The sequence below is a fragment of the Micromonospora sp. D93 genome (genome assembly GCF_018070365.1).
GTDB classification, from domain to species: domain Bacteria; phylum Actinomycetota; class Actinomycetes; order Mycobacteriales; family Micromonosporaceae; genus Micromonospora; species Micromonospora ureilytica.
In genome coordinates, this window is sequence record NZ_JAGPXW010000046.1 from 21,256 (window position 1) to 42,713 (window position 21,458).

Consider the following 21,458-nt stretch of genomic DNA (forward strand, 5'->3'; position numbering starts at 1 on the left):
TCCTTCGGATCGGGCTTGCCGGCACGGCGGGCGCCGTCCGGGGTGTGGCTCGCAGCTGCGTAGCCTAGACGCCCTCGGACGGGATCAGCCACGGGGTGCCGCTGGTCGACCCGGGCCGACCAGGGCGCGTTGACGGAGTCACAGCGATCCGAGCTGGTCGCGGTGGCGGGGATCCGCGGTGCGGTCAGTTCGGGTTTCCGGCGTGGGTCAACGTCTCCCAGGCGTAGAAGTAGGCGGGCGGTCCGGCGGGCCGGTCCGCCTCCACCACCCGCCTGGTGTTCGGCAGGTCGCGCTTCATCCTGGTGGTGTAGTGATTGAAGGCGATCTCGGGCGAGGGCGCCAACCCCGTCACGAGCCGACCACCGCACAGCCAGGGCGGCACCGACTTGCCCAGCTCGAACCCGGTGTGGAACTCCAAAGCACGGGTCAACCGCTCGCGCGCCTCGGCATACAGGTCGCGGCCCTGGATCCACGCCGTCTCGGCAACGTGCGCCGCCGCCGCGAGACCCCAACCGGTGTGCAGGAAGTCTCGGCAAGTCTCCTGTGCGAGCCCGTCGACGAGCGGGGTCTGCCCGCCCCAGTAGTCGGTGAGCTGCGACTTCGTGAAGGCATCACCGGGCGGCGCGTACGGCATGGGTCCGTCGCCACTCAGGTAGACATACGCCCGCAGGCGTAGCCGCCACTTTTCAGTCGCCTTGAGGAACGAGGCGCGATCGTCGAGGAAGACCGAGATGCCGACCGCAGCATCGAGCATGATCAGCTCCCAGTTCCCCGCCCTGGTGCCGTTGGTGCCGGCGAGCACGGCCGGCAGGTAGACCGTCCGGAGCATCCGTTGGGCGCGGGCCAACGATGCGGGATCCCAGCCGGTGTAGGTGTGCTTGATCAGCTCTGCGGTTCGTGCGAACGTCGCCCCCGCCCAACCCGCCTGGAGCGGCGCGTTGGAGTTGGTGTGCTTCTTGAGCACGCCCGACCAGGCGTCCAAAATGTCGATGGCCTTCTCCGCGTACCTGCGGTCACGGGTGAAGCACCACATCAACGCATGCGTGTACGCGGCCACCGCGTCCTCGGCCTCTGCCGTACATCCGGCGTCCGGCTGGGAGTAGAAGCCACAGTCCACCGTGGACATCGGTCGTGGGCGCCAGGACAGCTCGGCGTACTGGCTGCGCTGCATGGCGAGCCAGGCCGATCGCCAGGGCTCCTCGCCAGCCCTGACCTTGCGGCTCACGAAGTTCAACTGCTCGCTGCTCACCAACACACCAGGATGGACGAACCCGCTGCGGGGATCGCGCGACTCGGTCAACGGTGGCGCCGGCGGAATGGGGTCGACGAGCCAGGCGGCTCGCGCCGCTTCGCTCTCCGGCTCGTCGGCCGAGAAGGCCAGGAGACCACCGCTGACGGCCAGGAGGCCGAGGCCCATCAGTGCCGCCAGCACGCCGCGCCTACCGGCCCATGCCATCCCGTCTCCCCGACAAGCTGCCTACCCGGATGCTCCGGACTCCCGAGATCAGTACATGTCATCGACCGATCGCTTCGCCACCCGTCACTGACAACCGGACAAGCCCGGTCTCAGTCTGTGGACGGCGGCAGCACCTTGGCGACCAGTTTGGCCAACTCGCGCAACGCCTTGCCCCGGTGGCTGATGGCGTCCTTCTCCGCCGGGGTCAGCTCGGCGTTGGTCCGGTCCTGCCCGTCGCCCAGGAAGATCGGGTCGTAGCCGAACCCGCCGTCACCGCGCGGTGCGCGCAGCACCCGCCCGGACTGCCGGCCGTCGACGAGGTGCTCCTTGCCGCCGGGCAGCACCAACGCCACAGTGCAGACGAACGAGGCCGCCCGCTGTTCGTCCGGCACGTCGGCGATCTGATCCAGCACCAGCTGAAGGTTCGCCCCGTCGTTGCCGTGCTGGCCGGACCAGCGGGCGCTGAACACCCCAGGCATCCCGTTGAGCGCGTCGACAGCGAGCCCGGAGTCGTCGGCGATGGTGGGCAGCCCACTCTGCCGGCAACCCTCCCGCGCCTTGATCAGCGCGTTCTCGCCGAAGGTCAGGCCGGTCTCCGGCAGCTCGGCGTACTGCTCGACGTCGTCCAGCCCGAGCAGGGCGATCCGGTGCGCGCCGAGCGCGCCGTCCAGGATCCGCTGCAGCTCAACCAGCTTCTTCCGATTACGGGTGGCAAGCAGGACCCTGTTCATGCCAGAACCTTTCGCTGGGCTTCGGCCAACTCGGCACAGCCGGCGACGGCCAGGTCGAGCAGGGCGTCGAGCTGGTCGCGGGCGAACACGCCCGCCTCGCCGGTGCCCTGCACCTCGACGAAGTCGCCCGCGCCGGTGCACACCACGTTCATGTCCACCTCGGCGGCGACGTCCTCCTCGTAGCAGAGGTCGAGCCGGGCCTCCCCCGCGATGATCCCCACGCTGACCGCGGCCACCGAGCGGTGCATCACCTTCTCCGGCTTGCCGGCCAACGCCTTCCGAGCGGCGAGCCAGCCCACCGCGTCGTGCAACGCGACGTACGCGCCGGTGATCGCTGCCGTGCGGGTGCCGCCGTCTGCCTGGAGCACGTCGCAGTCGAGGACTACCGAGTTCTCGCCGAGCGCCTTGAGGTCGATGCTGGCCCGTAGGCTGCGGCCGATCAGCCGGGAGATCTCGTGGGTGCGGCCACCGACCCGACCCTTGACGCTCTCCCGGTCGGAGCGGGTGTTGGTGGCCCGGGGCAGCATCGCGTACTCGGCGGTCACCCAGCCGAGCCCGGAGCCCTTGCGCCAGCGGGGCACCCCCTCGGTGACGCTCGCCGTGCAGAGCACCCGGGTGCCGCCGAACTCGACGAGCACCGAGCCCTCCGGATGGGTGCTCCAGGCACGGGTCAGGGTCACCGGTCGAAGTTGAGAGGGCCCTCGCCCGTCAGGTCGCGCCATGCCTGCACCCTATGCGGTGCGGCGATCCACCTCGCTCGGGGTGCCCCGGAGAACGTCCGCGTCGTGCACGCCGAGGAACCCGGCGACCGCTGCCGGCCAGCCGAACTCCTCGGCTCGTGCCCGGGCGGCCCGCCGCCGCTGCGCCTCCGGCCGAGCCGTCAGGCGGGTCACCGCCGCCGCCATCGACACCCCCGAGCCGTACGCCGCCAGCCCCGCCTCGCCGACCACCTCGGGTAGCGCGCTGGCCGCGTTGACCACCACCGGAGTGCCGCAGGCCAGCGCCTCCAGGCCGGCGAGGCCGAAGGTCTCCACCGGGCCCGGCGCCAGCACCACGTCCGCGCTGGCCAGCAACGCTGCCACCGCGGCGCGGTCCGGAAGGAAGCCGGTGAACGTGACAGGCAGCCCCGCCGCCCGTCGGGCCAGCGCGCCGCGTAGCGGGCCGTCGCCGGCCAACACCAGCACCGCCGGTACGCCCGCCCGGCGCAGTTCGGCGAGGGTCTGCACGGCCAACTCCGGTCGTTTCTCCGGGGAGAGCCGCGCGCAGTGCACCAACAGCAACTCGGTGGAGTCGGCGTACCGCTCGCGGACCCGCGGGTCGGCCCGGTGTGGGGAGAAGGTGTCCAGGTCCACCCCGAGCGGCACGAGGTCCACGTTGTCGGCGCCGATCCGGTCGAACTCCTCGGCAGCCCATCGGGTCGTGCAGACGATCCGGTCGTACGCCCGACTGGTCGCCCGGTTGAGGCGGTCGGCGGTCGGGCGGCGCAGCGCGTCCGGCACGCCCCACTGGCCGAGCAGCCCGGTCAGCGACTCGTGCGACACCATCACCGACGGCACCCCGTGCGCCCGCGCCCACCGGCCCGTCCAGCGCAGCGACGACCGGTCGGAGACCTCCAACCGGTCCGGTGCCAGGTCGGCGAGGAGTCGGGCCAACCGGCGTCGGCCGGCCAGCAGCCGGTAGCCGCCACTGCCCGGCAGTTGCGGCCCGGGCACTGTGATCACCCGCCCCCACGGGTACGTCTCGTCGGCGGCCCGCTGACCGGGTACCACCAGCACCGGATCGTGCCCGGCCGCCCGGTAGCCCGCACCGAGATGCCGCAGCGCGGTCCGCAGGCCGCCGGAGCGTTCCGTGACGAAGTTGGCGAGCCGCACGATCCGCAGCCCGCCGGCGGCCTCGGTCACGACGCGGCCGGCAGGCCGACGGTGGCGGCAACTGCGCGTACCGCGTGGTAGTGCCCGATCAACTCGTCGCCGACGGCCCCCCAGCTGCGGCGACTGACCGCGACCCGGGCGGCCAGCCCGTAGGCCCGCCGCCGGTCGGCGTCGCCGGTCAGCTCGGCCACCGCCGCGGCGAGCGCGTCGCCGTCGTTCGGCGGCACCAGCAGCCCGGTCACGCCGTGGTCGACGAGGTCGACCGGGCCGCCGCTGGCCGGCGCCACGACCGGCACCCCGGAGGCCAGGGCCTCCTGGATGGTCTGGCCGAAGGTCTCGTGCGGTCCGGTGTGCACGAACAGGTCCAGGCTGGCGTAGAGCCGCGCCAGTTCCTCGCCCTGCTGCACGCCCAGGAAGGTCACCCCGGGCAGCTCCCGCGCCAACTGGCGGCGGGTCGGACCGTCGCCGGCCACCACCACCCGTACGCCGGGAAGTCGGGACGTCGCCGCCAGCAACTCCACCCGCTTCTCCGGCGCGAGCCGACCGACGTAGCCGACCAGCAGCTCACCGCCGGGCGCCAGCCGGTCCCGCAGCGCCGCGCACCGCTTGGTCGGATCGAAGCGAACGGCGTCCACGCCGCGCCGCCACAGCCAGATCCGCTGCACTCCATTGGCGATCAGGTCGGCGGCGGCCCGGGTCGAGGGGGCGAGGGTGCGCTGCGCCGAATTGTGGATCTCGCGGATCCGGCGCCAGGCCGCCGCCTCGCCCCAACTCACCCGGTACGCCCGGGCGTACGCCGCCACATCGGTCTGGTAGACGGCCACCGTGGGCAGCCCGTGCCGGCTGGCCAGCGTGGCCGCCCGGGCACCCAGGACGAACGGACTGGCGAGGTGGACCACGTCCGGCTCGGCCGACAGCAGCGCCCCGGTCAGTCGGGCGTTGGTCGGCACGCCCAGCCGGAAACCCTGGTAGCGGGGCAGCGGCACGCTCGGAATGCGCACCACCGGGTACGGCAGCCGGTCGACGCCCTGCCGGCCGCCGGGCGGGGAGGGCGCGATGACCACCGGCTCATGGCCCCGGTCGAGCAGGTGCTCCGCCGTCCGCACCACTGAGTGCGCGACGCCGTTCACATCCGGTGGGAACGACTCGGTCACGATGGCGATCCGCATGCCCACACCGTGCGGGTGCCACGGGTGCGCCAGACGACAGTCCGTTGACCGGCCGGCGAACAGTACGGCACAAGACCGGGGTCCGGCCCCGCGAACCGGACGCGTCGCGTCAGACGTCGTAGCTGGCGCCGGGCCGGACCACCTCGAGCGGCCCGGTGTACGCGGAGGCGGCCGACTCCAGCGTGTGCGCCTCGCTGCCCCAGGCCGGCACCAGGTGGGTGAGCAGCAGTCGGCCCACCGCGGCCTTGGTCGCCGCCTCGCCGGCCTCCCGACCGGTCAGGTGCAGATCCGGCGGATTGTCCATGCCGTCGAGGTAACTGGCCTCGCAGAGGAACACGTCAGCGTTCTGGGCCAGCCGCAGCAGCGCCTCACAGGGCGCGGTGTCCGACGAGTAGCACAGCGAACGGCCGTCGTGTTCCAGCCGCACGCCGTACGTCTCGACGGGGTGGTTGACCCGGTCGACGGTGATCGTGAACGGGCCGATCGGGAAGGTGCCCGGCTGGAGCGCGTAGAACTGGTACACGTCCTCCACCGAGCCGTCGTCGCCGTACGCGGCGCTGAGCCGGTCCGGCGCGCCGGCGGGCGCGTACACCGGCAGCGCCGGGTAGGGACCGTCCGGGGCGTACCGGCGCACCACCACGTACAGCACGGCGTCGAACATGTGGTCGCAGTGCAGGTGGGTCAGCAGGATCGCGTCCGGGGCGTGCAACCCCGCGTAGCGCTGGAGGCTGGACAGCGACCCCGAGCCGAAGTCGACCAGGAGCCGGAAGCCGTCGGCCTCGACGAGGTAGGCCGAGCAGGGCGACTCGGGGCCAGGGAAGCTGCCGGCGCTTCCCAGAACGGTCAGTCGCATCGAGTGGTCTCGCTGTCACTATCAGTAGCATCCGTGCCGGCGATGGTCCCGGCCATGATCTCTACCGACGCGTACGCCACGCTGCGCAGCCTACGCTGGCACGCCCGGCAGCAAGAATCATCCAACGGAAGTTGTCACGAACGTGACACCTGCTCGCGGTACGCCGGGCAGCGAACGGGCCGTCGACGAATGTCGACGGCCCGTAGTCGGGAGACCAGATCGGTCAGGCCCAGAGCTGCCCCTCCAGAGCGTCCTCGGCATCGGCGAGCGTGCCGCCGTACGCGCCGGTGGACAGGTACTTCCATCCGCCGTCGCAGACCACGAAGGCCACGTCGGCCCGCCGGCCGTCGCGAACCGCCTCATGCGCCACAGCGAGCGCGGCGTGCAGGATGGCACCTGTGGAGAACCCGGCGAAGATGCCCTCCACCTCCACCAGCTGGCGGGTGCGCAACACCGCGTCCCGGGTGCCGACCGAGAACCGCCGGGAGAGCACCGAGGCGTCGTAGAGCTCCGGCACGTACCCCTCGTCGATGTTGCGCAGGCCGTAGACCAACTCGCCGTAGCGCGGCTCGGCGGCCACGACCTGAATGCCCTCGACCTTTTCCCGCAGGTAACGCCCGGTGCCCATCAGGGTGCCGGTGGTGCCCAGACCGGCCACGAAGTCCGTGATGCTGGGCAGGTCGTGCAGCAGCTCCGGCCCGGTCGTCTCGTAGTGCGCCCGCGCGTTCGCCTCGTTGCCGTACTGGTAGAGCATCACCCAGTCGGGGTGCTCGACGGCGATCTGCTTGGCCGTGGCGACCGCCTGGTTGGAACCACCCGCCGCCGACGAGAAGATGATCTCGGCCCCGTACATCCGGAGCAGCTGGACCCGCTCGGTGGAGACGTTCTCCGGCATCACGCAGACCAGCCGGTAGCCGCGCAGCTTGGCCACCATCGCCAACGAGATGCCGGTGTTGCCACTCGTCGGTTCGAGGATGGTGTCACCCGCGCGGAGCCGGCCAGCCTCCTCCGCCGCCCGGACCATGAACAGCGCCGCGCGGTCCTTGATGCTGCCGGTGGGGTTTCGGTCCTCCAGCTTGGCCCAGAGCCGCACCGGAGGGGCCCCCTCGGGCACCGTCGGGGAGAGTCGGGGCAGGCCGACCAGCGGCGTGCCCCCGCAGGCGTCGAGCAGGCTGTCGTACCGCGCCATGGCGGCCGACCTCAGCGAGCCGCGACGGCGTCGCCGGCCACCACGGCGGCGGCGCTGTGCGAGCTGATCGCCGCTGCCGCGGCGCTGTGCGAGCTGATCGCCGCTGCCGCGGCGAAGCCGAACGCGCCGCCGGCCACGGCCGGCAGGATGGTGACGCTGTCGCCGTCGGAGAGCTTCGCGTCCAGCGCGCCGAGGAAGCGGACGTCCTCGTCGTTGACGTAGACGTTGACGAAGCGGTGCAGCGTGCCCGCGTCGGTGATCAGCCGGCCGCGCAGACCGCCGTGCCGGGAATCCAGGTCGGTGAGCAGATCGGCGAGCGTGTCGCCGGCGCCGTCGACGACCTTGGCGCCGCCGGTGTAGCTGCGCAGGATGGTGGGGATGCGAACCTCAATAGCCATGACGTCGAACTCCTCGATCGGGTGTGCCTACGGTGACGGGACGAGACGGGCTGCGGCGCTGACAGGTCAGCGGCCGGAACACTCGTAATCGACAGTCGCCGGGCTCTGCCCGAACATGTAGGACTGGACGGCGTGCGGGTCGACGCCGGCCTCGACGACACGGACCGGCTCCTCGGCGACCACGCCGTCGACGATCCGGAACGAGCGGATCTCCTCCGAGTCGGGCTCACGGGTCGAGACGAGCAGGTAGTGCGCCCCCGGCTCACCGGCGAAGGAGACATCCGTCCGTGACGGGTACGCCTCGGTGGCGGTGTGCGAGTGGTAGATGACGACGGGCTCCTCGTCCCGGTCGTCCATCTCCCGCCACACGCGCAGGTGCTCCATCGAGTCGAACTCGTAGAAGGTCATCGACCGCGCGGCATTGTCCATCGGAATGTGCCGGGTCGGGGTGTCGCTGCCGACGGGACCGGCGACCACGCCGCACGCCTCATCGGGGTGATCCCGGCGCGCGTGGGCGACGATCGCGTCGATGATCGACCGGTCGATGCTCAGCACGTGCACCAGCCTAACGCCTGCCGAGCACCTGCCGAAGTGGCGCCGGTCACCCCTAGTCGATCAAGGCGTTGAGCAGCGACTCCTGTAGATACCCGAGATAGGCGTAGACCGACAGCTGGAACACCCGGCTGGAACCCGGGTCCTCGGCGACCGCGTCGTCCAACTCCTCGCCCAGATCCGTGCCGTCCTTGATCTCCAGGCGGACACCCATCGCGAGCCGGGCGTCGTTCAGCGCCCGCAACCACGCCTCGGCGGCCTCGGCGTCCAGCCGCACCTCGCCGCCGGCGTCGTCCGGCAGCGCGGCCAGGATCGCCCCCGCCTGATCGATCTTCGAGGTCTTCAGGTCGCCCTCGGTGTAGCGGCGAAACTCGGCGGTGCCCGGAGCATCCTGCGGGTAGACCGCCGGAAAGAGCCGACCGACGACCGGGTCGGTGTGGTCGAAGCCATCGGTGAGCAGACCCACCACCTCGGAGGCGACCTTGCGCAGCACGCGCACCTCGTCGACGGCGAAGACGGCGACGTAGTGGCCGGCCTGGCGCCGGAACATGCTCATGATCTGTCCACCGTCGCCCACAGCCCGTACGCGTGCAGCTGCGACGCGTCGTGCTCCATCCGCTCCCGGGCGCCTGTGGAAACCACGGCACGGCCCTTGTGGTGCACGTCCAGCATCAGCTGTTCGGCCCTCTCCCGGCTGTAGCCGAAAAGCTTCTGAAAAACCCAGGTCACGTACGTCATCAGGTTGACCGGGTCGTCCCACACGATGGTCACCCACTGCCGGTCGGACGCCGGCACCTCGTCAGTGTCCGGCGTCTCGACCGGTACAACCTGCGGAGCCGCCATGCCCCCCATCGTGCCACCGGTTTCCCGGAACCGAGGAACCGGAACGCCGGCCCGGCGCGGATCGCCCACCCCGGGCACTCCCGACCCGCCCCGCACGCCATCGGAGCCGGGGTCCGGCCCGGACCCGCACCAACCGGTGGGCGCGCCGTCAGGCGAGCAGGATGCCGTGATCGACTGCATCGGAGAGCACCACGCCCAGCGAGAGGCGGATCACCTCGAACCGTCGGGAGATCTCCCTGGACAGCCCCAGCTCGACCTCGCGTACCGCCCGCTGGGACCAGGCCCGCGCCGCGCTGTGGTCGGCGTTGCCGGGGGCACGCCACTGCTGCCAACACCCGCCGGAGAGCGCCACCGCGACCGGTGGGAGCACCTCGTCACGGGACGCCGACGGATAGCTGGCGGCAGCGTCGATCGCTTCCGCGCCGGTCAGCTCGGCCACGCCGGCCGTGCTGGTGATCAACAGCACCTTGTCCAATTCGTGGCCGGGCCGGTGATCGGCCAGGCCGTACTGCACGGCGGCCGCGATGCGACGGCGCACGCCCTCGGCCGGCGGCGCGCCCAGCACCCGGGACGCGACGTCGGTCACGATGCCGCGCACCGCCTGATCGCACTGCGCGGTCGCCAACAACGACAACGCCGCCATCTCCCGATCGAGGAGATCCGGGAGGCCGGCACAGCCGACTCCGAACACGATCTCCTGAACGGCCCGGAGGTGGATGTTCGCCAACTCCAGGGCGAGATGCTGGCGGATCCGTTGAGCACACGAGCGGGCGTGGCGGTCGAGCCGTTCGGACCAGTCGCCCGGATCGGCAACCACCGCGACGCGGCCCTGCTGGCCCGGCAGGACCGGTGGGTCGACGCTGGCCCGCTGCAACCCCTCACGCGACGCCCAACCCACCAGCGCCCGCCGCAGGTCGGCGGCGGTGTCGGCGTCGTCGACCGGGAACCACCGCGCGCCGGCCAGCGCCGGCACCGCGGCCAGGAGCGCCGCCCGATGTGCCTCCACCGTCACCGCGACCGCATCCACCTCGGTCTCCGCACCCCCGACCGGCGGGACGGACGCCCCCGCGCCCTCCGTAGTCGCCGCGCCGTCGGCCAGCGGAGCCCAACCCGCCGCGCCGGGGGTGACCGCGAAGACGACCTCCACCGAGGTCGGGGCGACTTCGGCGAGCAGATTCAACTCGGCGGCGGTGAAAGCCTGGTCGGCGGCGATCACGAAGAGCAGCGCGCCGGCCCGGCCCGCCGCCTCCAGCAGCACCCGGGTGCCGGACACGCCAAGTGTGGCGGTGTCCGGAACGTCGATCAGGGTGAAGTGCCGCAGCAGTGGCTCGGGCACGCTCAGCTCGACACGCCGGGGCGGGCGGGCCAACGCCGGACCGGCGGCGTCCCGGTCCGCGCCGTACGAGTGCGGCAGGCGGTAACCGGGCACGAACGCCGCCCGGGTGGGCACCTTGGCGTTGCGCACCACCAACCAGCTGCCGGCCGGCACGGTGAGCATGACCGGGTCGAGCCCGAGCAGGGTGGCGAGCACGGCACGCCGCTCGGCACCGGCCGGGCCGACGGCGACCACACCGAGCGGCTCGTCCGGGGCGGGGCCGGCCGCGCCGACCCGGGTGGGGAGCGGACCGCAGACGGGTAGGTCGGTCGGGCCGGTCATGTCGTCCGGCGAGTCGACCGAGGGGAGAGGGCCCTGCTTCATCAGGTGCCTCCCGTTGCAGGTGACCAAAGGTCCGTTCGCGAAAATCCCGGTGCGTGAACCGGATGTCGGAAGACTACGGCCGGGCTGGCGACCGGGCGGAACACCCAGAATACTCACCGGTAATTGTGCGACTACTCAACTTCGTACGGTGACGCTACGGGCGCGGACGGATTCCGATCGATATGCTGCGCGGATGAGTCGATGGGAGTTCGTCGGCCGCACGGATGAGCTCAACCGCCTGCTGGAGGCGGTGACCGGCGAGGCCGGCCGCGGGCTCTTCTTCAGCGGCAGCGCTGGCATCGGCAAGAGTCGGCTGCTGCGCGAGGGCGTGGGCGCGTTGCCCACCGACCGGTTCGCGATCTGGTCCATCGCCGCCAGCGCCACCACGGCGGCGCTGCCGTTCGGCGGGCTGGTCCAGGTCCTCCCCGCCGAGCAGCCCCAGGGTCTCTCCCCCGCCGGCGTGCTGCGCTGGGCGCTCAACGTGCTGCAACAGCAGGCGGCCGGCCGACGGATCGTGCTCGCCATCGACGACGCCCACCTGCTCGACCCACCCTCGGCCGCACTGGTGCACCTCGTCGCCCGCGCCGAGAACGCCACAGTGGTCGGCACCCTGCGCGACGGCGAGCAGATCCCGCTGCCGATCCGCGCACTCTGGACCGACGACCTGGTCGAGCACGTCGAGCTGACCCCGATGCCCCAGGCGGAGACCACCGACCTGCTGGCGGCGATCCTGGGCGGCCCGGTCGACGCCGGTTCTGCCGACCGGCTCGGTCGGCTGTCGGCCGGCAACCCTCTACTGCTGCGCGAGCTGGTGCACGCCGCCAACGGCAGCGCCGAGTTGAAGCGCACGTACGGGATCTGGAAGTGGACCGGGCGGCTGGAGCTGGCGCCCAGTCTGACCGACCTCATCGACACCCGGGTCGGCAAACTCACCGACGGCGTCCGCGCTGTCGTCGAGCTTGTCGCGTTCGGCGAACCGCTGGGTCTGCACCTCCTGAAGCAGGCCGCCGACCAGTCGGACGTGGAGACCGCCGAGGAACGCGGGCTGATCACCGTGGTTCAGCACGACCGGCGCACAAACGTCCGGCTGGCGCACCCGCTCTACGGCGAGGTGATGCGCCGGCGCTGCCCGGTCAGCCGCACCCGCCGACTTCAGGCACACCTCGCCGAGCTGCTCGAGCAGGTCGGCAAGCGCCGCCGCGACGACCTGCTGCGGGTGGCCGTCTGGCGACTCGACTCGGGCACCGCACAGGATCCGGCCCTGCTGCTGGACGCCGCGGTGCAGGCGTTCACCCGCTACGACGTGCCGCTGGCGACCCGCCTGGCGCGGGCCGCGCTGAACGCCGACGGCGGCTACGACGCGGCGGAACTGCTGGCCACCATCCTGATGTTCGCCGACCGCCCCGACGAGGCGATCGACGTCCTCGACGCGGTCACTCCCGAGCCGGGCGACGAGCGGCGGCTCTGCCGCTGGCTGACCGTACGCGGCATGGTCAGCTACTGGGGGCTGAGCCGGCAGTCCACGGTGGAGGAGATCGCGAGCCGGGTCGAGCAGCTCAGCGACTCCGCCGACCGGTCCCGGGTGCACGCCTTCGAGGCGATCATGCGCCTGCACCGACTGGACACCGCCACCGCGGTGAAGCTCAGCCGACAGGTTCTGGACCGGCCGGCGGCCGGCGTCGCCGCCCGCGAACTGGCCCGTTCCACAATCGCGTACGTCCAGGCCGCACAGGGCGAGCTGACCCGCAGCGGTACGGCGATCGCCCAGGTGCACTCGGCCGCGGCGAGCTGGCGCACCGACATGCCGTACCTCCAGTTGGCTCTGGAGCTGGCCCGAGGCACCCGACTCATGCTCACCGGCGACCTGGTCGGGATCGACGCGATCGTGGCCGACGAGTTCGCCGACCTCGCCGGAGCCGGCGACTTCCGCCTCGGCACCGGCTACCTGGCCATCCTCCAGGCGTACGCGGCCCGGCTGCGCGGGCAGAGCGACGCGGCCATGCGGACCTCCCTGGGCGCCTGCGCGGTGCTCGCCACGAGTCGGGTCTACGCCGGTCTGGCCCAGGCCGAACGCGCCCAGTCGGCGGCGCTGCGCGGTGACGCCGCGCAGGCGGTCGCGGCGATGGCCGAGGCCGACCGCACCCACGCACCGGGCATGGCGGTGCTCTACCCGTGGCTGGAGCAGGCTCGGGGCGCGTCGCTCGCCGCGTCGGGTGACCTGCCGGGCGCGATCAAACACCTCGGCGACCTGGTGGATCGGCTGCGCTCGGACGGCTTCGCCGGGCACGAGGTGCATGTCCTGCACGACCTCGTCCGACTGGACCAGGCGGGCATGGCAGTCGGGCCCACCTGCTCCGACGGTGGCCGGCGCACCGTCGCGCAGCGCCTCGCCGAGCTCTCCGAGCGGGTCGACGGGGTGCTCCCGCCGCTACTGGCCCGGCACGCCCGCGCCGCGGTGACCGACTCCCCCACCGATCTACTCGCGGTCGCCGACGACTACGCCACCCTGGAGTTGACCGTGTACGCCGCCGAGGCCACCTCCCAGGCCGCCCAGCGCTTGCGCCGCCAACACTCGGCTGCGGCCAACGACGCCCGGGAGCGCCTCGCCGGGTTGCTCGGGCGCTGTGACCTGATCCGGACCCCCGCGCTCCAGGCCGGTGCTCCAGTGCTCACCGAGCGGGAGTGGCAGGTGGCCCGCCTCGCCGCGCACGGCGCCCCCAGCCGGGCCATCGCCGAACGGCTCTACCTGTCGGCGCGCACAGTGGAGAACCACCTCCAACGGATCTACGCCAAGCTCGGGGTCACCGGCCGGGCCGAGCTGTGGGCGGCGTTGCGCTCTATCCCGGGCCACGACGGCGGCGACGCGAGCTGAACCTTAGGCTGGGGCGGTGAGCATCCACCGCCCCGCGCTCCTGACCGACCACTACGAGCTGACCATGGTCAGCGCGGCATTGAAGGACGGCACCGCCGACCGCCGGTGTGTCTTCGAGGTGTTCAGCCGCCGATTGCCGAGCGGCCGCCGGTACGGCGTGGTCGCCGGGACGGCCCGGCTGATCGAGTTGATCCGCGACTTCCGGTTCGACCCCGCCGAGGTCGAGTTCCTGCTCCGGACCGGGGTGGTCGACGAGACGGCGGCGGCCTGGCTCACCGACTACCGCTTCACCGGCGACGTCGACGGGTACGCCGAGGGCGAGCTGTTCTTCCCCGGTTCACCGATCCTCACCGTCTCCGGCGGTTTCGCCGAGTGCGTGGTGCTGGAGACGCTGGCGCTGTCCGTGCTCAACCACGACAGCGCGGTGGCTGCGGCGGCAGCCCGGATGGTGACCGCGGCGCGGGGCCGGGCACTTATCGAGATGGGGTCGCGGCGGGCGCACGAGGAGGCGGCGGTGGCCGCAGCGCGGGCCGCGTACCTGGCCGGGTTCCGGTTCACCTCCAACCTCGCCGCCGGTGCGCGCTACGGCATCCCGACGGCGGGCACGGCGGCGCACGCGTTCACCCTGCTGCACGACGACGAGCGGGCGGCGTTCGCCTCGCAGGTCGCCACGCTGGGCAAGGACACCACGCTTCTGGTCGACACGTACGACATCAGCCAGGGCATCCGCAACGCGATAGCGGTGGCCGGCCCGGAGCTGCGGGCGGTACGAATCGACTCCGGCGACCTCGCGGTGATCGCTCAGCAGTCCCGGGAGCTGCTCGACTCGCTGGGCGCCACCGAAACCAAGATCATCGTCTCCGGCGACCTGGACGAGTACGCGATCGCGGCGCTGGCCGCCGAACCGGTGGACATGTACGGCGCCGGCACGGCAGTGGTCACCGGCTCCGGGGCGCCGACCGCCGGGCTTGTCTACAAGTTGGTCGAGGTCGAGGGACGGCCGGTGGTGAAGCGTTCCGAGCACAAGGCGACCATCGGCGGCCGGAAGGTCGCGGTCCGCCGGCACAAGCCGACCGGCACCGCCACCGAAGAGGTCATCGTTCCGCAGGGCGTTCCGGATCGGCAGCCCAACGACCGCCTGCTCCAGCAGTCGTACGTGGTCTCCGGTGAGCCGGTGCGGCTGCCCACGCTCGACGAGTCACGAGAGCACCTGCGGGAGTGTCTGATCTCCATCCCGTGGGAGGGGCTGAAGCTCTCGGCCGGCGACCCGGCCGTGCCGGTCACAGTCGTACCCGCTGGCTGACTCGATCACCGAGAGAGGAAACCCCCCGATGGCCAACGCGCTGATCATCGTGGACGTGCAGAACGACTTCTGCGAGGGCGGCTCGCTGGCCGTCGCCGGCGGCGCAGGGGTGGCTGCCGGCATCTCCCGGTTGCTCGCCTCCGAGCCGGACCGGTGGGCGCACGTGGTCGCCACCAAGGACTACCACGTCGACCCGGGTGCCCACTTCGGCGATCCGCCGGACTTCGTGGAGTCCTGGCCCCGGCACTGCGTGGTCGGCACCACCGGTTCGGAATTCCACAGCGAACTGGACACTGCCCGGGTCGAGGCGATCTTCCACAAGGGCGAGCACGCGGCGGCGTACTCCGGTTTCGAGGGGCATGCCGACGACGGCGAGTGCCTGGCCGACTGGCTGCGTCGACACGACGTGGACCGGGTCGACGTGGTCGGCATCGCCACGGACCACTGCGTCCGGGCGACAGCGCTGGACGCCGCCCGGGAGGGTTTCGCCACCACCGTGCTGCTCGAACTGACCGCCGCCGTCGCCCCGGCGACCACCGACGTGGCCGTCCGCGCGATGGACGGCGCCGGGGTGATCATGCACGGCCAGCCTGTGATCAGGGCCGCATAGGGCGCTAATTGGTTGGCCAAGGGGCCATCGCCGGTCGAAGATGTCGCCGGAGGTACGGACCCACGTGAACATGAAGCCTTACCGGCGGGCGCTTGCCCTGCCCGGCCTGCGGTCGCTGCTGGTGGTCGCCGTCCTCGCCCGCATCCCGCTCACCGCGACGGGGGTGACGCTCACCTTCCACGTGGTGCTCGATCTTGATCGGGGCTACGGGGCGGCCGGCCTGGTGGGCGCGGCCGTCACCGTGGGCGCGGCGATCGGCGGGCCACTGCTCGGCCGACTCGTGGACCGGCGAGGACTGCGCCCGGTCCTGGTCCTCACCGGGATCGCCGAGGCGATCTTCTGGTCCGTCGCGCCCTCGCTGACGTACCCCGTCCTCCTGCCGGCCGCCTTCGTGGCCGGATCCCTGGCCCTGCCCATCTTCTCCGTGGTCCGTCAGTCGATCGCCGCGCTGGTCCCCGAAGACCAACGCCGCCCGGCCTACGCACTGGACTCCATGTCGGTCGAGCTGTCCTTCATGATCGGCCCGGCGTTGGCGGTGGCCCTGGTCACCGCGATCTCCGCGCAGACCACCATGTATCTGGTCGGTGCCGGCATCGTCGCCGCAGGGATCGCCCTGTGGCTGGTCAACCCGCCGATCCGAGGTGCTGCCGAGCCCACCGGCCCACGGCGCCGGTTACCACGCCGGGAGTGGCTGACACCCCGACTGCTCGCCGTGCTGGCGCTCAGCGCCGCCGCGACTCTCGTGCTCGGTGGCACCGACGTGGCGGTGGTCGCCGTCCTGCGGGCCAGCGGCGACGTCGGCTGGACCGGCGTGGTCCTGGCCATCTGGGCGGTCGCCTCGCTGGTGGGTGGTTTCGCCTACGGGGCCGTCCACCGCTCGTTCTCCCCGCTGGCACTGACCGCCGCGCTGGCCCTGTGCACAATTCCGGTGGGGCTGGGCGGTGCGCACTGGTGGCTGCTGTGCCTGGCGCTGATACCCGCCGGCGCCTTGTGCGCGCCAACCATCGCGGCCGGCTCGGACACCGTCAGCCGCCTGGTTCCGGCCGAGGTACGCGGTGAGGCCATGGGTCTGCACGGCTCCGCGGTCACCGTCGGCATCGCGGTCGGCGCACCGCTCGCCGGCGCGGTGATCGACGCCAGCGCGCCACTCTGGGGCTTCGTGGTGACCGGTGCGCTCGGCGCGCTGGTCACCCTGGTGGTGCTTCCGATCGAGTTGCGCCGCCGCCGCAACGCCGCCGCGGCCACCCCGCCGCCCGTCGAGGCCGACCTCACCCCCGCAGTCCACTGACGGCCGCCGCCGCAGCGGAACTGATGGTCCCCGGATCGTAGTGTCCCCAGGGCAGCCGGCAGGCATACATGTTGGTGAGCCTGATGTCTGTGAGTCATCACGATGACTCACAGACATCAGGCTTACTAGGGACATGGCTTGCCTCGAGCCGAGCCGAGCAGACGCCGAGCCACGCCGAGTAATGGACATGGCGACGGGCGCCGCTCCCGGTGTCCCGGGGGCAGCGCCCGTCGTACTGCTGGGCTTGAGCGTCAGTGCCTGTCGACGTCGCTCGCGGTGTCCTCGCGGTAGCTGGCTCCGCCGTCCGACTCGCTGGTGAGCGGCTTGGCGCCACCCTCCGGCGGGCCGGCCAGGCTCTGGCCGGCGGCCAGCTCCGGGAACTTCATGTCGAACGCCGGCCGCTCCGAGCGGATCCGCGGCATGCGGTCGAAGTTACGCAGCGGCGGCGGGCTGCTGGTCGCCCACTCCAGCGAGTTGCCGTGACCCCAGGGGTCGTTCACCTCGACCACCGGGCCGGTCTTGTACGACTTCCAGCAGTTGTAGATGAACGGCAGCGTGGAGATACCGGTGACGAACGCGCCGATCGTGGAGATCGTGTTCAGCGTGGTGAAGCCGTCGCTGGGCAGGTAGTCGGCGTACCGGCGGGGCATGCCCTCGGCACCGAGCCAGTGCTGCACCAGGAACGTGGTGTGGAAGCCGATCATGGTGAGCCAGAAGTGCACCTTGCCCAGGCGCTCGTCGAGCATCCGGCCGAACATCTTCGGGAACCAGAAGTAGATGCCGGCGAAGACCGCGAACACGATGGTGCCGAAGAGCACGTAGTGGAAGTGCGCCACCACGAAGTACGAGTCCGACACGTGGAAGTCGATCGGCGGGCTGGCCAGCAGCACACCGGTGAGACCACCGAAGAGGAAGGTGACCAGGAAGCCGACCGCCCAGAGCATGGGCGTCTCGAAGCTGATCTGGCCCCGCCACATGGTGCCGATCCAGTTGAAGAACTTCATACCGGTCGGCACGGCGATCAGGTAGCTCAGGAAACTGAAGAACGGCAGCAGCACCTGGCCGGTGGCGAACATGTGGTGCGCCCAGACGCTCATGGAGAGCGCGGCGATCGCGACGGTCGCGGCGACCAGACCCTTGTAGCCGAAGATCGGCTTGCGGGAGAAGACCGGAATGATCTCGCTGATGATGCCGAAGAACGGCAGCGCGACGATGTAGACCTCGGGGTGCCCGAAGAACCAGAACAGGTGCTGCCAGAGCATTGGCCCACCGGTTGCGGGGTCGTACACGTGCGCGCCGAGGATGCGGTCCGCAGCGAGCGCGAAGAGCGCGGCGGCCAGCAGCGGGAAGACCAGGATCACCAGGAGGCTGGTGACCAGGATGTTCCACGTGAAGATCGGCATCCGGAACATGGTCATGCCGGGCGCGCGCAGGGTCAGCACCGTGGTGATCATGTTCACCGCGCCGAGGATGGTGCCCAGGCCGGAGATGGCCAGACCCATGATCCACATGTTGGCGCCGACGCCGGGCGAGTGCTCGACGCTGCTCAGCGGCGCGTACGCGAACCAGCCGAAGTCGGCGGCGCCGCCCGGGGTGAGGAACCCGGCGGTCGCCATCGTCCCGCCGAACAGGTACAGCCAGTAGGCGAAGCTGTTCAGCCGGGGGAAGGAGACGTCGGGCGCGCCGATCTGGATCGGCACGATGTAGTTCGCGAACGCGAACACGATGGGCGTCGCGAAGAACAGCAACATGATCGTGCCGTGCATCGTGAAGAGCTGGTTGTACTGCTCGGGCGACAGGAACTGCAGCCCGGGTCGGGCCAGCTCTGCCCGCATGATCAGGGCCATCAGGCCACCGATCATGAAGAACACGAACGCGGTGATCATGTACATGATCCCGATTTGCTTCGCGTCCGTGGTTCGCAGCAGCCGCGCGAAGGCCGACCCCTTGACCGGCTCCCGGACCGGCCAGGGCCGGGTCACGACCGGCTTGGGTGCGACGGTGGTCACGAGTGGCCTCCGGTTCTCGGTTGTCCCGCTCGGCACACGCTGGTTATCGGCGGGCCGTCATCCGCAAGGAGGATAGTCCCCGGCAGGTCGCAGCGCCGCGTGGGGTGGCGTGACACGATCTCCAACGGGGCTACAGCGGGCCGAGCAGAAGTCGGTAGTGATCCCCGAAGATCCGGTCGCCGCGTCCGCGCAGCAGCGGGTCGCGCAGCGCCGGCGGCACGTCCCTGGTCCGGTTGCGGTCCCGGGTCCGGTCCCGCACCCATCGGGTACGCGGACGCCGCCGACTTTCGTACGCCACGAGCGCCGCGTCCACGCTGTTGGCGGCGCGCAGCGACTCGGCCAGCACCACGGCGTCCTCCAACGCCATCGCCGCACCCTGCGACAGCGTCGGCGCGGTGGCGTGCGCCGCGTCGCCGACCAGCAGGACACGGCCCCGGTACCAGCGGCCCAACTCCACCTCGTCGGTGATCCCGACGTGCACCTCGTCGAGGGCCGCCAGCACCTCGGGTACCGGGCCGCGGTAGTCGGCGAAGAGGTCCCGCAGCCGGGCCAGCGGGTCGGCGGGTTCCTCGGTGCCGGCCTCGTCGGCGTAGAGGTGCAGCCGCCCGGCACCGATCGGCACCATGAGGAAGCCGGAGCGCTGGCCGAGCAGCGCGGTCCATTCGGTGACCGGTGGGCCGTCGCGCAGGACGGCCCGGTAGACCACCTGCCCGACCGGGCGCGGAGGCCCACCGAGCGCGGCCAGGGCACGGACCGAGGAGCGTGGCCCGTCGGCGCCGATGACCAGGTCGTACTCCGTGGTGGTGCCGTCGGTGAAGGTGACGCCGACCGCGCCCGGGAGCAGGTCCAGGGTGCGGACCTCGGCGCCGTGTCGGACGGCGCCGCCGGCGCCACTGAGCAGCACCCGGTGCAGGTCGGCCCGGGGTAGCGCCCGGCACTCGCCGACCCCGGCCCAGAGGGTGTCGAGGTCGACCTCGCAGAGTTGCGCGCCGGCGGCGTCGAAGAACCGCTGCCGGCGGATCACCTGCCCGATCGGCCGGACCGGGTCGTGCAGGTCGAGCCGGTGTAGTGCGCGGGCGGCGTTGCCGGGCAGGTAGAGACCAGTCTCGGTGGACTCCCCCGGTGGCAGCTTGTCGGTGACGTCGGGCCGGAAACCCGCCAGGCGCAGCGCCCGGGCTACGGCCAGGCCGGCGATGCCCGCGCCGACGACGAGGATGCGCAGGGGGGAGCCACCCATGGTGGTGTACGCCTCCGGAGGGGGAACGGCACGCGTTGGAGGCAACACGCTACTCGGAGCGATCGGCGCACACCAGGCCCGATCGGCCCGCCCCCAGCCACCAGTTTGCTAGGCACGGTTGCGCACCAGTTTCAGACATGTAAATGTGTCGTTGAGCGTGGGAGCGCTCCCGCACCGCCCCACCACATCCGGCGCCCGGCACGCGCCGAGTCAAGGAGTGTCATGAAACGTCAACTTCGGGCCCTGGCCGCCGCCGGGCTGCTGGTCGCCAGTTCACTGGTGGCAGTGGCCCTCGGCGGCAGCGCCTCCGCCGACACCCAGATCTGCGAGCAGTACGGCTCGACCGTCATCCAGGGCCGCTACGTGGTGCAGAACAACCGCTGGGGCACCACCGCCCAGCAGTGCATCAATGCCACAAACAACGGCTTCGAGATCACCACCCTGAACGGCAGCAGCCCCACCAACGGGGCGCCGACGGCGTACCCCTCGGTGTTCTTCGGTTGTCACTACACCAACTGCTCCCCCGGCACGAACCTGCCGATCCAGGTGAGCTCGATCAGCAGCGCCACCAGCAGCATCTCCTACCGCTACGTCAGCGGCGCCACCTACAACGCGTCGTACGACATCTGGCTGGACCCGTCGCCCAAGCGCGACGGGGTGAACCAGATGGAGATCATGATCTGGCTCAACCGACAGGGTCCGATCCAGCCCATCGGCTCGGTCGTCGGCACGACGAACCTGGCCGGCCGCACCTGGGAGGTCTGGCGGGGCAGCAACGGTTCCAACAACGTCATCTCCTACGTCGCGTCGTCGGCGATCTCCAGCCTGAACTTCAGCGTGCTGGACTTCATCAACGACACCCGTAACCGGGGCGCGATCACCAACTCCTGGTACCTGACCAGCATCCAGGCTGGCTTCGAGCCGTGGCAGGGCGGCGCCGGCCTGGCGGTGACCTCGTTCTCGGCCAACGTCAACGGTGGCGGCCAGCCGCCCACCACCCCGCCTCCGACGACCCCGCCGCCGGGCGGTGGCGCGAGCTGCGCGGTGAAGTACACGGCGAACTCGTGGAACAACGGCTTCACGGCCGACGTGCAGATCACCAACACCGGCTCCAGCGCGATCAACGGTTGGACGCTGTCCTACAGCCTGCCCGGAGGGCAGACCGTCACCAACGCGTGGAACGCCACGGTGAGCCAGAGCGGGTCGACGGTGTCCGCCCGGAACGTCGGCCACAACGGGTCGGTCGCACCCGGCGGCACGGCCAGCTTCGGCTACCAGGGGTCACTGAGCGGGTCGTACTCGTCCCCGAGCAGCTTCTCGCTCAACGGGGCAACCTGCTCCCGCTCGTGAACTGACGGTGGGGGCGGGCCCCATCGGG

Annotated in this window: 19 protein-coding genes; 5 read left to right on the top strand and 14 right to left on the bottom strand. The window is 71.4% G+C overall.

Features of this window, described 5'->3' with window-relative positions; all coding sequences use genetic code 11:
* Nucleotides 1-184 precede the first annotated feature (184 nt).
* From KBX71_RS32075 to KBX71_RS32130, 12 genes are all read right to left on the bottom strand, one after another.
* Entirely contained in the window at nt 185-1,456 is a 1,272-nt protein-coding gene (locus tag KBX71_RS32075) for an alginate lyase family protein (protein ID WP_247684472.1), read from the bottom strand.
* Between the two features lie 110 nt (nt 1,457-1,566).
* Nucleotides 1,567-2,187: an RdgB/HAM1 family non-canonical purine NTP pyrophosphatase gene (gene rdgB / locus KBX71_RS32080; RefSeq protein WP_210821467.1), complete on the bottom strand. Its 621-nt coding sequence runs from the start codon at nt 2,185-2,187 to the stop codon at nt 1,567-1,569.
* Nucleotides 2,184-2,909, bottom strand: a complete 726-nt coding sequence (rph, locus tag KBX71_RS32085; RefSeq protein WP_210821468.1) for a ribonuclease PH — start codon at nt 2,907-2,909, stop codon at nt 2,184-2,186. Before rph ends, rdgB begins: the two co-directional genes overlap by 4 nt.
* A gap of 9 nt (nt 2,910-2,918) precedes the next feature.
* On the bottom strand, nt 2,919-4,088 hold the full coding sequence (locus KBX71_RS32090) for a glycosyltransferase (protein WP_307847441.1): 1,170 nt from the start codon (nt 4,086-4,088) through the stop codon (nt 2,919-2,921).
* Complete coding sequence (locus tag KBX71_RS32095; protein WP_210821469.1) at nt 4,085-5,227, bottom strand: glycosyltransferase family 1 protein; 1,143 nt, start codon at nt 5,225-5,227, stop codon at nt 4,085-4,087. Before KBX71_RS32095 ends, KBX71_RS32090 begins: the two co-directional genes overlap by 4 nt.
* Before the next feature lie 109 nt (nt 5,228-5,336).
* Nucleotides 5,337-6,080 (bottom strand): MBL fold metallo-hydrolase, encoded by a 744-nt coding sequence (locus KBX71_RS32100; protein ID WP_124820627.1) that lies wholly within the window; start codon nt 6,078-6,080, stop codon nt 5,337-5,339.
* Between the two features lie 223 nt (nt 6,081-6,303).
* Nucleotides 6,304-7,269, bottom strand: coding sequence for a PLP-dependent cysteine synthase family protein (locus tag KBX71_RS32105; RefSeq protein ID WP_210821470.1), 966 nt, complete (start codon nt 7,267-7,269; stop codon nt 6,304-6,306).
* Nucleotides 7,270-7,280: 11 nt separating this feature from the next.
* Nucleotides 7,281-7,667, bottom strand: coding sequence for a MoaD/ThiS family protein (locus KBX71_RS32110; protein ID WP_210821471.1), 387 nt, complete (start codon nt 7,665-7,667; stop codon nt 7,281-7,283).
* Nucleotides 7,668-7,733: 66 nt separating this feature from the next.
* A complete protein-coding gene (locus KBX71_RS32115) occupies nt 7,734-8,222 on the bottom strand; it encodes a Mov34/MPN/PAD-1 family protein (RefSeq protein ID WP_124820630.1) in 489 nt (162 codons plus the stop codon).
* 52 nt (nt 8,223-8,274) lie between these two features.
* Nucleotides 8,275-8,775, bottom strand: a complete 501-nt coding sequence (locus KBX71_RS32120) for a DUF2017 domain-containing protein (RefSeq protein ID WP_124820631.1) — start codon at nt 8,773-8,775, stop codon at nt 8,275-8,277.
* Entirely contained in the window at nt 8,772-9,062 is a 291-nt protein-coding gene (clpS, locus tag KBX71_RS32125) for an ATP-dependent Clp protease adapter ClpS (protein ID WP_030331276.1), read from the bottom strand. Before clpS ends, KBX71_RS32120 begins: the two co-directional genes overlap by 4 nt.
* A 148-nt stretch (nt 9,063-9,210) precedes the next feature.
* Nucleotides 9,211-10,761 carry a hypothetical protein gene (locus KBX71_RS32130; RefSeq protein WP_124820632.1) on the bottom strand — a complete coding sequence of 517 codons (1,551 nt, stop codon included), beginning with the start codon at nt 10,759-10,761 and terminating at the stop codon, nt 9,211-9,213.
* Nucleotides 10,762-10,954: 193 nt separating this feature from the next.
* Here KBX71_RS32130 and KBX71_RS32135 point away from each other — a divergent pair, with 193 nt between their 5' ends.
* The 4 genes from KBX71_RS32135 to KBX71_RS32150 are packed head-to-tail and all read left to right on the top strand — an operon-like array spanning nt 10,955 to nt 16,834.
* Nucleotides 10,955-13,633 carry a LuxR C-terminal-related transcriptional regulator gene (locus KBX71_RS32135; RefSeq protein WP_210821472.1) on the top strand — a complete coding sequence of 893 codons (2,679 nt, stop codon included), beginning with the start codon at nt 10,955-10,957 and terminating at the stop codon, nt 13,631-13,633.
* A gap of 16 nt (nt 13,634-13,649) precedes the next feature.
* Entirely contained in the window at nt 13,650-14,936 is a 1,287-nt protein-coding gene (locus tag KBX71_RS32140) for a nicotinate phosphoribosyltransferase (RefSeq protein WP_210821473.1), read from the top strand.
* Between the two features lie 28 nt (nt 14,937-14,964).
* On the top strand, nt 14,965-15,546 hold the full coding sequence (locus KBX71_RS32145; protein ID WP_210821474.1) for an isochorismatase family protein: 582 nt from the start codon (nt 14,965-14,967) through the stop codon (nt 15,544-15,546).
* 40 nt (nt 15,547-15,586) lie between these two features.
* Nucleotides 15,587-16,834 (top strand): MFS transporter, encoded by a 1,248-nt coding sequence (locus tag KBX71_RS32150; RefSeq protein ID WP_210821475.1) that lies wholly within the window; start codon nt 15,587-15,589, stop codon nt 16,832-16,834.
* 251 nt (nt 16,835-17,085) lie between these two features.
* On the opposite strand, the gene ctaD is transcribed toward KBX71_RS32150, so the two are convergent.
* Together ctaD and KBX71_RS32160 are read right to left on the bottom strand one after the other, a co-directional pair.
* Nucleotides 17,086-18,843 (bottom strand): cytochrome c oxidase subunit I, encoded by a 1,758-nt coding sequence (gene ctaD, locus KBX71_RS32155; RefSeq protein WP_210821476.1) that lies wholly within the window; start codon nt 18,841-18,843, stop codon nt 17,086-17,088.
* Nucleotides 18,844-18,973: 130 nt separating this feature from the next.
* Nucleotides 18,974-20,080, bottom strand: coding sequence for an FAD-dependent monooxygenase (locus tag KBX71_RS32160; RefSeq protein ID WP_196928141.1), 1,107 nt, complete (start codon nt 20,078-20,080; stop codon nt 18,974-18,976).
* A 222-nt stretch (nt 20,081-20,302) separates the two neighbouring features.
* Here KBX71_RS32160 and KBX71_RS32165 point away from each other — a divergent pair, with 222 nt between their 5' ends.
* The gene (locus KBX71_RS32165; protein ID WP_210821477.1) at nt 20,303-21,430 is read left to right on the top strand and encodes a cellulose binding domain-containing protein; all 1,128 of its coding nucleotides are present in this window, start codon (nt 20,303-20,305) and stop codon (nt 21,428-21,430) included.
* Nucleotides 21,431-21,458 lie beyond the last annotated feature (28 nt).